We start from the raw sequence: 12,762 nt of genomic DNA, 5'->3' as shown, positions 1-12,762 counted from the left end.
CCCTCCCAGGATTTGTCAAATCCGTTCCAGCTTCGCCCGGAAGGATATCTTTCGGGGCGTCTCCATCTCATCGAACTGTACCACATGAGCACCCTTGTCCATGTCCACATCCAGCACCGTACCGGAGCCGAACAGAATATGCTTCACCCGCTGCCCCACGGAGAATGCCATGTTCCCGTCGGTCTCCGGCAGATAGGTCTGGCTGTGGCCGATATAGTCCCGGGCCGCCCGGATCAAGCCCTCCTCCGGCGGCCGGGTGAAGGCCAGGAGATTGCGGTCGATGTCCAGAAGAAAGCGGGAGGGATACCGGGGGGTGCCGTCGAAGTTCCGTCCGTCTGCCTCGGAGAGGTACAGTCCCTTCTCCGCCCGTGTCAGCGCCACAAACGCCAGCCGCCGCTCCTCCTCCATGGCCTGCTGCGTCCGCACCTTCCGGGAGGGGAAGATCCCCTCATTCATGCCGCAGAGGAACACATAGGGAAATTCCAGGCCCTTGGCGGCGTGAACGGTCATCAGCCTCACCTTGTCTCCCTGCTCCGCCGTGTCGGCATTGGTGAACAGAGCCACATGGGCCAGATAGTGCTCCAGGGTGACCTCCTCCCCGCAGGTGGTCTCGTACTCATATACCGACTGCTTCAGCTCCGCCAGATTGTCCAGCCGTTCCTGGCTGCCCTCGGTGCGGAGCATCTTCTCGTAGCCGCTCTCATTGAGGAGGGCCGAAAGCACCTCGGACACCGGTCTCCCCCCATATCCGGCGGCAAAGGACTCTATCAGGCCGACAAACCTTCCGGCGCCTGTTCCTTTGAAAAGTGGGTCCTCCAGATTGTCCTGCAGCGCCTGATACAGGGAGCGGCCCTGCCTCTCTGCGTACTCCTGCAAAAATGCCATCCGCCGCTTCCCAAGATTCCGCTTGGGGACGTTGACGATCCGCCGGAAGGAAAGGTCGTCCTTGTAGGCAATCATCCGCAAGTACGAGAGGGCGTCCTTGATTTCCATGCGGTCAAAGAACTGGACGCCGCTGTAAATCGTATAGGGGATCTTCTCTCCCAGCAGGACTTCCTCCACCGCCCGGGTCACATAGTGGGCCCGGTAGAGCACCGTCATGTCCCGGTATGGCGTGCCCGCCTCGTGAAGCTCCTTCATCTCCCCCGCTATCCATTCGGCCTCCGCCTCCTGGGTCTGCGCGAAGTGGCAGATGACCGGACTGCCGGAGGGCAGCGTGGGCTGCAATTCCTTTTTGATACGAGTCCGGTTCTTGTCGATCAGGGAATTCGCGGCAGAGAGAATCTCCGGCGCAGAGCGGTAGTTCTCCATCATTAGAATCGTTTTTGTCCCCGGAAACTTCTTGTCAAAGTCCAGCAGGTACTTCACGTCGGCGCCCCGCCAGGTGTAGATGGTCTGGTCCGGGTCTCCCACGATGAAGAGGTTCTTGTGGTAACCGCACAGAACCTCCATCAGCTCGTACTGAAGCTGGTCGATATCCTGGAACTCGTCGATCATGATGTACTCCAGCCGCTGCTGCCACTTGAGCCGAATGTCAGGATGCTGCTGGAAAATATACAGGGAGAACTTGATCAGGTCGTTATAATCCAGTCCGAAACACTTCTTCTCCTGATACAGATAGCCGTAGAAAATGATGTCTGCCGGGGTGTCCGCCTGGTCATACTTCTCCTTCAGCGTGTCCAGAGGCATGGCGATCATATCCAGATAGTAGTCCGGACGCTTGAACAGCTTCTGCATCTCGACCATGTCCCGGGCTGCGGAGAAGGTCATATCCCGCAGCGTCAATCCCCGCTCCTCGTAGATGATTTGGAGCATAGCGTCGATGTCCGCGTTGTCCAGCACCAGAAAGCTTTTGGGATACTGGACGGCGTAGCTGTCCTCCTGGAGCACGGAGACGCAGAAACCGTGGAAGGTGTTGATATAGCCCGTGTCATTGTCGCCGGTGAGGATGTGGATGCGCTGGCGCATCTCATTTGCGGATTTGTTGGTGAAGGTGACGCAGAGGATATTTCCCGGCAGGATGCCCAGCTCGTTCACCAGAAAGGCAAAACGATGGGAGAGCGCCCTTGTCTTGCCGGAGCCGGCTCCGGCAATGACACGGACAAATCCTTCGGTTTCGGTCACAGCCTGGCGCTGGGCAGCGTTGAGGCCGGAGAGCAAATCGGTCATCGTGGTGTCCTCCCTGTCGAACATCTGTTTCTTCCATTATATCAGAACCCGCAGATGTTCTCAACCTCTTCTGAAAAATCCATCAGATCTCCTATGGCTGAGGTTTGGCATACGAAGAACAGGGAAGAAGGATGCAGACATTCAAATTAACCGCAGGTATAGGGAGTCCTTGTGCCGCAAATCACACTTATTTCAGGCCAAGTTCACAAATCATATCTTCTGCCTTAGAAAATTCTTTTGTGGACCATATTTCAGTGGCATAACAGGGATTTGACCTCTATCATTTCAATGTTTTGTACTTTGCCTGCAGCATAAGTGCTTAATACAAGGAAGTATGAACCCCTTGCAATGCAAGGGGTTCATACTTAAAATAACCCTGCCTGACCCAAAATAACGCCAAGCATTCGCCCAAATCAGGCAGGGTCATTCATTTTGGCGCAGCGGGAGGGATTCGAACCCTCGTGCGATTGCTCGCAAACTGATTTCGAGGGGAATAATGCATAAAATATTTGCTTGTATTTGTGCATAACGTTTTATTTTGCCATGGAAAGTAGCTATATATTAGAAGAATTCCATTTTTCTTCACACTGGTGAATTTCTGACTTCATATCATCACAGATCGGCAAAAGCACCATTTCGGCACCACGCTAAGCAATCATCCTCCCTGGGGTAACGTCAGAGACATCGCGGCTTAAGCCGCGTCAAATGAAGGCCGTGCAACCCCCTGGCCGGACGGGGGTTGTAGGCCTTCATTTGACGCCTTCCCGACAGGGCGCCGAAGGCCAAAATTTTGACGATGTGGGAGCGGAGGTCGTAGACTTGTCTTAAACCTCTATACTTTCTATCAAGTCAGAGCTGTAAGTCCCTTTTCTTTCAGGAACGCATCGGAACTATTGATAGCCAAATCAATGTCGACCTGGTTAATTCGATTGACCTCGGTAGTGGAGCCACTGGAGAGAACGAGCTGGACTTTGCACATCTGGAAGAGGAGAGCTACCAGTTGGACAGTGTTCTCTGTCATAAGTTTCTCCGAATCGGTAAATTCGTTCCAGTCAGTTTTTCCGGTAAGAATCACCAAGTTGCCCAGTTGGGCGAGATGTCGCATATACACATTGTTGGTAGCAGACAGAGCTTTTTCGAACCGCTCTTCTGTCATGTACAAAGATTCGAGATAGGCACAAAGCCGGTCGATTTCTGCCTTGGCTTTCTCCATCTGGGCCATAGCTTCATCAGCCTTGTCCGACAGCTTGTTTCCCGTCAAACTGAAAATAATTCCTCCGACAAGAATTCCCATGCCCAATGTCGTAGCACCAAGAATGGTGGTCCCAAGTGCAATACCACCTCCCCCAGCGGCCAGCGCTCCGCCACCAAGAGCTGCCAAAGTTGCATTTGTGGCAGCTGCCCCACTCAAAGATGCTATCGCCGTGCCGGTAGAGGCTGTTCCAAAGGCCATGACAGCAGCAGTCGTTGCCCCAGCAGCGGCAAACCCGCCGGCAGTGCCCAAGGCCGCACCACCTAGACCGCCAAGGAGGACACCGGCTCCCACAGAAACCTCTTTCAGATCCTCCGGGTTGTAGGCAGGAATCTCCACATCCCCTTTGCGGTAGGACTTGAACTCAGGCTTATTCTGGATTCGTTCGAAAATTGAGGTAAATTTCTCAAAGCTTTGCAGGATTTCTAATTCCTGCTTGCCCAGCCGGTCCATAGCAGTCGTTGCACGCTTATTTTGCAATTCAAACCGGGCGATATTTTCTTGATGCTCCGTCTGAGCCTTCTTCATCGTGTCGTTGGCTTTCTTCATTTTAACGCCGCCATGGATAGCGCTTCCCACGCCGGTGGCGCCGGCAATCGCGGCGGCAGCTCCTAAAATTGCGGGTAAAGGCATAAACAAATCCTCCTATTTCTCTAAACTCTTTAGCTTCTGACAGGCCTCGCGGTTTATACGATAATATGTATCGATGGACATCACTTCCTTAAAGAATTTCTGGTAGCTCTCATCAACTCTGCACAGCAATGGACGTTTCTCATAAATGCTGCACAGGTTTCCAGACAGATATTTGCAGGTGCCATCGCCCCGATCCAGCTCTGCATACAGCTTAGATAGATCCAGGTGCCGACAGCAGGCTCCACAACGATCACACTTAAACATATCAATTGCTCATTCGTAAATCAGATGCTGGCTCTTATCCCTCATAAAAGTGTCAAAATCACCTTCCCAGGGAATCGAAATTCCAAGCTCCACCATGTTCTTTTTCAAGAAGAGATTGAGGCTCTTTTCGTCTTCAATGCAGTCAATATAACTTTCGAGCGGTTGGTATAGGGCGGTTTCTTTTTGGAATGCAGCCAAATCAATTCTTTTGAGCTGCTCCATGTATGTTTGCAGTGATGCGGTGATTCTCCTATAGGCATCCAACTGCTTTTGCAGAGGCGCTTGAATACCAGCCCTAAGACAAATCTCCTTTAGCACCAGCACTGTGAAACGTCCCCATGCGATGATGTTCATACGAGTAAAAAACAGCAGCCAATTTCCACCAGAACGGATCAATGCATCTGCCCCATCCATCAAACATAATGTACCATGTCCGAAAAGGAGCATTATGCGCAAGTCGGTATGTGACTGGGTGGGGATGCATTCCTTTAATGGCTTCTTAAAATAGAATCGCTGCTTTATCATCCATATAAAACGGACCAATAGCTCACAAAGTAGTACAGGAAGCGACATGGCTATGCCAAACCGGGCGTCGTACCCCTCTTGAAAGGCTCGAACAGCCAATGTGGCCAAATCTTGTTTATCCTGTCCAATGTTGAATTTTCCGAAGTTGCAAAATTGGAAGAGTTCAAAAAATGGAATCGCCACACCTGATCCTCTTCCAACGTTACCGCGGCTACCAGAACTTCCCGCAACGTCGGACATGATGTGTCCAAACCAATTTACAATGCCGCAGAAAACTTTAGAGACAAGGTTATTGCCTTGCAATTCAAAGGATTCTGTTTTGATAGTAACCAGCTTTCCCCCGCTCACAAACGAAGATGTAGATGTAAATTGATTTAAGACTGAGAAAAACAATCCGATGACATCGGGCGAATGTGACAGAGATTTGATGTGGTGGTTTTTGGTACTCATATTGAATGCACTGCCCACATCCGCTGAATATCTCTGGTCGTAGTTGACTTTATATTGTCTTTCTAGATAACCGATTGCACTAGCAACGCTGCCTTCTTTTCCAGGTCGTGGAGACCATCCACTTTTTTTTGCAAATTTTTTTACGGCTTCATCTACTTGTGCATCCGTCCATTTCCCAATGACGCTTTGACTCGGTGCACCTACTAGAAAAATATCAACTAAACCAGAGACTGCCCCACAGGCCACTGCAATTAAATAGTCGGATGAATCGCAGGCGTGTTTCTGTAGCAGTTCACCATCTTTTTTTCCAATTAAATCCTCCATTATTGCATCCCCTTTCCTTGCTCATTCGTTTTTTGCGGGCAGTCTTTCCGAATTACATGGTCCCCCTGGCTTCTCAACCACATTTCAATGCCCTTGCCAAAGACCTCTGCGCGGATCTCATAGCATCCGTCGTGCTCACTGAGGATCTCCGCCGTGGGGAGCCGGTCCAGTACCGCCTCCACAGAAGGGCCTTTATAGATAAAACGCACCGTTTCCAGTTTCCCGCCGTACATGAACTGGACCCGCTTCCGGAACTCCCCCTCAGAGAAACGGCGGCTGTATGGCACCTGGAAGTGCTCGTCCAGCACCTGGATCTTCTCGATCCTATCCACCCGGTAGATCGTAGGAAAGGGATCGTCGGCGTTCTCAAAGTGCTCTGCCCGGTCGATGCCCTCGATAAAAGCGGTCAAATAAAAATAGTATTCCGAAAACAGCAGGCCCACAGGCTGGAGCCGCCGGCTCTTCCGCTCTCCCTGCTGGGTGCGATAGACTGCCTCGACCACGGAATGGCTCCAAATCGCCAGCCCCAGTGTCCAAAGCTGGTTCGAGAGCCGTTTCCTATGATGCGGCTCCACATAGTAAAACCGCTCATTTGCCAAGATCTGTCCAAGGAGCTTCCGGCCCTGCGGGGAGGCACACCGGCTCAGGAGCTTATCCAGAATCGGCTCCATCTCGTCCTTCGGCATGGAGCGGCTGTCCAGCAGGATCTTGCACACCGCCAGCAGCTCCCCGCAGGTGAGGAAGGTTTCGGCGGCGGAGGTCAGTTCATACCGCCGCTCCTTCGCATTGTATAAGATTTCCTGCGGCGGCTCCTGACCGGCAAAAAAATTGCGCAGGCAGTCGATGTCCCTCTGGATGCTGCGCTCGTTGACACCGAAGCGAGCGACAGCTTCTTTTTTCTGCAATCCCTCTCCGCGGACCAGCATCTCATAGAGATACAGCAGGCGGCTGTTCTTGTCTGTCTCCACACCACCACCTCCTGTCTCTATCATAGCAGCGGACATAGACACTTTCTGTCCATGTGAAAAAATCCCGCTGAAAGTTCAATATGATTATACTCTAAAAGTTCTTCCTATTCAACCCTGCAAGTTCATTTATAGTCTAAACTCTTCGGGTTAAACTGAGAGAAAACGGAGGGGCGCTATGGACTGGGTATCAATCGGTGGAAGAATTCGAAGGCAGCGGGAATTTCTGGGGTACACACGGGAGCAGTTCGCAGAGCTGCTAGACGTGACGCCGAAGTTCTGCTCGGACATTGAGTTGGGTGTCAAGGGGATGTCCGTCCAGACCCTGTACCGGATCTCCGAGGTCCTGCGCCTGTCTACGGACTTTATTCTCTTCGGCAGAGAGAACGCCGAGAGTTCCAGCCCCATCACCCAGCTGCTCCGCAGCTGTTCCCCCTCCGAGCTGGCCTATGCGGAACAGTTGCTGAAAACCTTCATCATGGCAATGAACGCAAAAAAAGAATCGCTTTGACAAGCGATTCTTTTTTTGCGTCCACTCCCAAATGGAGAATGGATTAGATCTCACCGCTGTAAAACAGGTCTTCCAGCTCATCAGCGGTGAAGCCCTGGGCGGCCAGCAGGTCAATATCCTCCGGAGAATACCCGAAGGCCAGCGCCACGGTTTTCAGTTCATCCAGATGGGACGTGCCTTCTGCCGCATGGGGGAAGCTGCGGCAGTAGGGATCATCCATCAGGAACCGGGGGTATCGGCACCGGAACAGCTTGCTGTCATCAAAGGTCTCTCGGTCGAGCCGCCCGGTCTGGTTGATCCGCAGAATCTCTCCGCACTGGACAGGAACCTTCCGGCTCTTTCCGAGGGGCGCTTGAATTTTCCGGAGAGCCTGACGAAGAATGTCCTCCGTGGAGGCATAGAGATAGAGGCCGCTGTCTGGGAAAAAATACAGGCAGAAAGGGTTGTCCCCCTTGACGATGTAGAAACTTCCGTCATCTCCCAGCACCGTGATCGTGAAGGAGCCTTCCAGCAGCTCCGCCATGTACCGGAGGCTGTCAAAGCTCAGAATGCCCTTTTGCACGATCAGCTGGACGGCGATGTAGCTGTCCGTCTCGATCCTAGTCTTGGGCAGATGAAGGCTCTTCCGCAGGCTGATGTCATTGTCCAAAACGCCATTGTGGGCCAGGGCAAAGGTCCCGGTCCGTGTGATCCCACGGAAGGGGTGGTTGTTGTAGTTTCTCCTGGCGCTGCCCTGGGTCGTCATCCGGGTGTGGCCCATGGCAAAGCGGGAGTTGTCGCGGATGTAGAAGTTCAGTTTGTGGCCGGAAATGGGTTTCTTATAGATGTGGAGATTCCTGCCGGAATCGTAAGCCACACCGGTGGCGTCCGTTCCCCTGGCCTCACTGGCAGAGGCCAGTGCATGGAGCAGCTTGGACTTCTCCTTCCCGGTGAAGCGCAGCTCCATGTCAATCAATCCAAACAGGCAGCACATCTTCACACCTCCACTTCCGCCATGACCGGCTCATTGACATACAGACGCCGCTCTTTCAGATACCGCACCAGCTCTGTGGCCTGACAGCCGGAGACAAAGGTGGTCCAGGACAGGGCTTTCAGCTCGTCATCAGACAGATAGATCGCCACGTCACAGATCCGGTCAACGAGCTGCAACGTGGCGATCAGGGTATTGTATTTGAGTGTTCCCCGGAACATCCGGAATTCGATGGTGTCCCGGTTGGTGAGGTTTACGCAGGTATAGCGCCCGCCGTGATACCCCTTCTTGGCGTGATCCAGGATCTCCATGGGCTGCTCCTTATAGCCATACCGAGCCGCCCACTGTTCCAGCTGATGGGGTGTCCGGCGGCTGAATTTCAGCAGCTCTTCCCAGTGCTTCTCAAAAAAGTACAGGACACGGGCAATGGCGGTGTCCTGCTGTACCTCGGTCTCTCCAAAGGCCAGACGGCTCACATGGATGTGAAGGCCGCAAGTCCCGGCCTGATGGCTGGTGTAGCCCAGCTCCACGGCTCCCTTGCAAATTTGCTCCCAAGGCATCTGCCGGAGCTGGTAGCTCAGGGACATGGGGTGCGTGACGATCTCAAATCCCTCTTCCAGAGAGCCATCATGCTTGCAGTAGATCCGTTCCTCTTCCTCGTTGGCGATCCGCAGGAGCTTTTTGGCGTTGGAGCCATACTCCCCAGCGCCATCAATTTCCAGTTCCACGCCAAAGAATCTGGGGCCGTCTCCATAGAAAATCGGCTCCGGTTTGTAGCAGTAGTCCTGAATGGCCCATTCTCCGGCGGTCCGAGTATAGCAGGCATGGCAGAGCGGCTCTTCCTCGTCCGGGTCGTCCCGGTCATAGTAGGCTTCGTCGTTGTGAAGCAGCTCCCCGCAGCGGACGCAGTTGGTGTAATAGCGGTCATAGCAACGCTCGCAGAGCGGCGTGTCACTGTTCCCAGCATTGTCATCAGTCCAGACCCGTTCCCCGCAGACATGGCAGGCCACAGTCTCTTCTGCAAAACAGTGCGGGCAAAGGAATTGCCCATCGAACTCTTCCCGCTGGGAGATAAGGTATTCACGTCCGCAGATCGCGCAGACATAGGTTTCCTCTTTCATCACTCATTCCTCCTTCATCACTTGGTCGATGATCGTACATAAGATAGCAGCGGCGGCAGCCAGGATGATCCCCAGGACATTTTTCCTAGAATCAGTTTTCACCCCAGGGTGCAGACCTTGCGGAGCAGCTGGTCTACCAGCTCCACCAGAATAGCGCGGATCACGGAAAGCAGTGTGTTCAGCATGGTTTTCCTCCTTTTTCCTTTCAAAATGAAAAAGCGGCGGCGATTGCTGAATGCCTTTGGCATTCAGCAATCGCCGCCGTTCTATAAGAATAATATTTCTTTGAAAGGGACAGGAAAAGCAAACAAGGCGCTATCTGGAAAACAGGGGGGTAATCACACAGAATGGAGGAATTGAAAATGGATCATAGCGAATACAGAGAAGCCCTGGATGCCTATAAACAGGAGCATTTGCCCGTGGTACTGACCGCCGCCGAGGCCATGGACATTCTCGGCGTGGGGAAGAACACCATGTACAGGCTCTTGAAGTCGGGGGAGCTACCGGCAGTTCGGATTGGGAAAGCATGGAGGATCAACCTGGAGCATCTTCATGCTTTTCTAGCATATCACTAAAGAGTCCCGGATAATCTGAATTAATCCTTGTGTATAAATCTTCGCCCTGAATCACCCGACCCTTCCAGTCATCCAGCCGTGCTATCATGTCCGATTCATCTTCCGGAATGGCATCTTCCCGGTCAGCGTAAAGCTCCTGTCGAAGATTGCCAATAAAAATACACAAGGACTTCGAATGGTATATACAATCCTGCTGGCCATATTCTCCAAATTCGCTCATGGAGTTGTCGATATACGCACAGATTTCTTCCGTAATTTTCGCTGACTCTGTTGTTTTTTCAGGATATGGTCCAAACCCGTATCTTCAATTTTACAGAGAATCTGCTCAACTTCATTGCCCAAATATTGAAAATACCCAGTCATGGCAGCGAATGTATAAAAGGACAGTGGAATATTGGCCCGATTTCGCGTAGCTTGCATAATCAGGAAAAACACGATGATTCTCCGGTACATCGCCAATGCTCTTTGCGCGTTTTTTGAAGATATAAACCCACTTCCCGGATTGCTGAAAAGTTTTGAATACGTCGTGTAAACAGGAGGAATTTCCTGAAACATCCGCACTTCTTTTACAAAATCGCCAGAAAGAGCTTTTTCCGGCAGATACAGGCGAGAGACAAACTGATCTAATGACCAATTCAGAAAGAAATTTGTCATTGGAAGCGGCAGGAAAGCTGCCGCACATTCTGTCTGCGGGTAAAGATAATGAAATTCAGCCAGTCTTTTTAGCAGGATATCCTTACTTACTATGCTTTTGGGAAACTGCTTGAAATTTTTCCAGCCCATCTGTTTTTCCAGGCTGGAGATTCGGTAGGCAAGATCGCCGTACCAATATTTCCCTGTAGGCAAAGTGTATTTTTCGTAAAAATCATTTTTCTCCATACCATCTGCGACATATAAAGCATCCCAATGGTGGAGAATTTGATCCTTCAATTCACCAAAATATTTTTCGTTGATGATTTTTTCCAAGCTCAAAAATACCTCTCTCCTTCAGAGCAGTTGGCTTTTTCTCAAGAATTCAAAGTTTTTTGCACCGAACTCGTCAAGTATGCCGGATTTTCAACATTCAAGTTTTGAAAATTCACCTCGGTTTCACTTAACCGGGGGGTGGGCTATACTGGCACCATCAGCTGAAAACACCGAAGCGCTTCGTAAAGCCAAGGAGGAGAGCCATGTTTTACCACGACAACTTCGATGATGAACCACAGGGCATCTGGGAACAGATGCGGTCAGCAGAAATACAGGAATGGAAACAAGTGCTACGCGGAGAAGACGCGCCGCCGAGAACTCCCGAAGAACCTTCTCCCACTGCCAAAAGCCCTCGGAAGCGCGCTAACTTCTTCTCCGATCTGGTGGAGCAGATCGCAAAAGCCAACGTTCTCCTGTTTACCGAGGACGGGGAGCCGTTCGCCTATGACGAAGAGCTGGGCTACTACCGGCCCATTCCCCAGCTGACGGCATGGCTGGCGAACTTCTTCCCGGAGATCACGACCCGAAGCCTTTTGGCAAATGACATCCGGGAGATCGCCCAGCGTTTAACTTGGAGGGAAGACCTCCGGTGCTGCCGTGATACATTTAACCAGAGCAAGGAACTCGTGAACTTGGAAAACGGGGTTTTCAACCTGGAAACAGGAGAACTGATGCCGCACGATTCCCGGTTTCGATTTACTTATCAGGTCAATGCGAGCTACTTGCAAGATCCAAAATACATCAACTGCCCCACCTTTGAGGCGTTCTGCCGTTCTTCTCTCGACGGTGACACACAAAAGCGGCAGCTGCTTCTGGAGATAATTGGCTACATCTGCTCGGATCTAACCGTTGGCAAGTGCGCCTTCTTCCTGCAAGGTCAGCCAAATTCTGGAAAAAGTATTGTGGCTGAATTTACCGGACAGATGTTCGATCCTTCTCTGGTTTCAAACGTACCGCTTCATCAGCTGGGAGACCGTTTTTCGCGGGCCGAACTGGCAGGAAAGAAGGTCAATATTGCCGGTGAGATTGCAGGTCGGGCGCTCCGCGATATTTCTCTTTTCAAGTCCATCACCGGCTCTGATCGGATCATGGGGGAATTCAAGGGACGAGACCCTTTCTACTTTTCCCCCCGATGCAAGCTGCTGTTTGCAGGCAACACGCTGCCGCGGACGACTGAGGCGGACACCACAGCTGCCTTCGCAAATCGGCTCGTGGTCCTACTCTTCAATCAGAGCATCCCGCCGGAGAAACAGGACAAGAACCTGCTGGGCAGGCTTTGCAAAGAGGCGGACTCCATTGTGACCCTTGCGCTTCATGCCTTGCAGGACCTCATGGAACGGAATTTTGTGTTTGCTCTGCCGGAGGATTCTAAGGCATTTCTGGAATCGTTTGTCAATCGATCAAACGTCCTGTCCGGTTTTATAAAGGAACGCTGTATCCTCTCCCCGGAGGCTCGCGTATTCAATACGGACCTCTTTGCGGCATTCGTGGATTATTGCGCACAGAATGGGCTGGAGGCACTCTCACTCAGCCAGTTCCATGACCTTTTGTCCGGAATTCCAGGCGTCTACGCCAAGCGCATCCGTATCGGAAAAGAGAACCGGCAAGGACATGTGGGAATCTCTCTAAAGAAAAGCGAATCCCATGGAACTTTGGAACAACAGCCTCGAACGCCTTCGTGGCTAAGGGGAGAAAGTTCCACGGAAGGTGGACCACATATCATTTCAAAGAGGGAGGAAGACGATGTCCAGCAAGAAAAAGCGTGAAGATCTCCCGCTCTTCTTATCCCCGGAGCAAGCAGCAAAAATCAGCGGCCTCGGCGTCAACCGCATCCGCCAGCTGATGGAGGATGGGCAGTTGGAGTATCTGCCAGTCGGCAACCGGCGGCTGACAACCGTCCAGGCTCTGCTGGACTATTACAAGCGGGCCAAAGTACCCGCTGCGGCCTGAAAGGATGCGTTACCCTGATTTTACCATCTGGCCCTAGGCACGTCAAGAGTAGGCGGGCGGTGGTTTGCTTGGAGAGCAAACCACCGC

At 52.1% G+C, this 12,762-nt stretch carries 13 protein-coding genes; 4 read left to right on the top strand and 9 right to left on the bottom strand.

The window, feature by feature from the left end; translation table 11 throughout:
- Nucleotides 1-15 precede the first annotated feature (15 nt).
- The 5 genes from HMPREF1546_RS13180 to HMPREF1546_RS13165 form a co-directional block, all read right to left on the bottom strand.
- Entirely contained in the window at nt 16-2,169 is a 2,154-nt protein-coding gene (locus HMPREF1546_RS13180) for an ATP-dependent helicase (protein WP_025544193.1), read from the bottom strand.
- Nucleotides 2,170-3,013: 844 nt separating this feature from the next.
- Nucleotides 3,014-4,054 carry a hypothetical protein gene (locus tag HMPREF1546_RS13175; protein WP_021751513.1) on the bottom strand — a complete coding sequence of 347 codons (1,041 nt, stop codon included), beginning with the start codon at nt 4,052-4,054 and terminating at the stop codon, nt 3,014-3,016.
- Nucleotides 4,055-4,066: 12 nt separating this feature from the next.
- Complete coding sequence (locus tag HMPREF1546_RS18450; RefSeq protein ID WP_021751514.1) at nt 4,067-4,318, bottom strand: YkgJ family cysteine cluster protein; 252 nt, start codon at nt 4,316-4,318, stop codon at nt 4,067-4,069.
- A gap of 9 nt (nt 4,319-4,327) precedes the next feature.
- Nucleotides 4,328-5,617, bottom strand: coding sequence for a hypothetical protein (locus HMPREF1546_RS18940; protein ID WP_147629869.1), 1,290 nt, complete (start codon nt 5,615-5,617; stop codon nt 4,328-4,330).
- Entirely contained in the window at nt 5,617-6,585 is a 969-nt protein-coding gene (locus HMPREF1546_RS13165) for a YafY family protein (RefSeq protein WP_301546215.1), read from the bottom strand. Before HMPREF1546_RS13165 ends, HMPREF1546_RS18940 begins: the two co-directional genes overlap by 1 nt.
- Before the next feature lie 175 nt (nt 6,586-6,760).
- On the opposite strand from HMPREF1546_RS13165, the gene HMPREF1546_RS13160 reads away from it, so the two are divergent.
- The gene (locus tag HMPREF1546_RS13160) at nt 6,761-7,093 is read left to right on the top strand and encodes a helix-turn-helix domain-containing protein (RefSeq protein WP_021751517.1); all 333 of its coding nucleotides are present in this window, start codon (nt 6,761-6,763) and stop codon (nt 7,091-7,093) included.
- Nucleotides 7,094-7,136: 43 nt separating this feature from the next.
- Here the strand turns inward: HMPREF1546_RS13160 and HMPREF1546_RS13155 are convergent, their stop codons facing one another.
- Genes HMPREF1546_RS13155 through HMPREF1546_RS18935 form a run of 3 tightly spaced genes read right to left on the bottom strand, consistent with a single transcriptional unit; the run spans nt 7,137 to nt 9,439 of the window.
- Nucleotides 7,137-8,066 (bottom strand): hypothetical protein, encoded by a 930-nt coding sequence (locus HMPREF1546_RS13155; RefSeq protein WP_083491021.1) that lies wholly within the window; start codon nt 8,064-8,066, stop codon nt 7,137-7,139.
- A gap of 2 nt (nt 8,067-8,068) precedes the next feature.
- Nucleotides 8,069-9,184 (bottom strand): amidoligase family protein, encoded by a 1,116-nt coding sequence (locus HMPREF1546_RS13150; RefSeq protein ID WP_021751519.1) that lies wholly within the window; start codon nt 9,182-9,184, stop codon nt 8,069-8,071.
- A gap of 3 nt (nt 9,185-9,187) precedes the next feature.
- The gene (locus HMPREF1546_RS18935) at nt 9,188-9,439 is read right to left on the bottom strand and encodes a hypothetical protein (protein ID WP_147629868.1); all 252 of its coding nucleotides are present in this window, start codon (nt 9,437-9,439) and stop codon (nt 9,188-9,190) included.
- 107 nt (nt 9,440-9,546) lie between these two features.
- Here HMPREF1546_RS18935 and HMPREF1546_RS13145 point away from each other — a divergent pair, with 107 nt between their 5' ends.
- Complete coding sequence (locus HMPREF1546_RS13145; RefSeq protein WP_083491020.1) at nt 9,547-9,759, top strand: helix-turn-helix domain-containing protein; 213 nt, start codon at nt 9,547-9,549, stop codon at nt 9,757-9,759.
- A 216-nt stretch (nt 9,760-9,975) separates the two neighbouring features.
- Here HMPREF1546_RS13145 and HMPREF1546_RS13140 read toward each other — a convergent pair whose 3' ends face one another.
- Nucleotides 9,976-10,731 carry a hypothetical protein gene (locus HMPREF1546_RS13140; RefSeq protein WP_036629194.1) on the bottom strand — a complete coding sequence of 252 codons (756 nt, stop codon included), beginning with the start codon at nt 10,729-10,731 and terminating at the stop codon, nt 9,976-9,978.
- Nucleotides 10,732-10,928: 197 nt separating this feature from the next.
- Between HMPREF1546_RS13140 and HMPREF1546_RS13135 the strand changes: the two genes are divergently transcribed.
- Nucleotides 10,929-12,491: a phage/plasmid primase, P4 family gene (locus HMPREF1546_RS13135; RefSeq protein WP_021747358.1), complete on the top strand. Its 1,563-nt coding sequence runs from the start codon at nt 10,929-10,931 to the stop codon at nt 12,489-12,491.
- Nucleotides 12,469-12,675: a DNA-binding protein gene (locus tag HMPREF1546_RS13130; protein WP_021747357.1), complete on the top strand. Its 207-nt coding sequence runs from the start codon at nt 12,469-12,471 to the stop codon at nt 12,673-12,675. The genes HMPREF1546_RS13135 and HMPREF1546_RS13130 overlap by 23 nt, the downstream gene beginning before the upstream one ends.
- Nucleotides 12,676-12,762 lie beyond the last annotated feature (87 nt).

Origin of the sequence: Oscillibacter sp. KLE 1745, assembly GCF_000469445.2 — a bacterium.
Taxonomy (GTDB): domain Bacteria; phylum Bacillota; class Clostridia; order Oscillospirales; family Oscillospiraceae; genus Oscillibacter; species Oscillibacter welbionis.
This window is presented reverse-complemented; position numbering and strand designations above follow the sequence as displayed.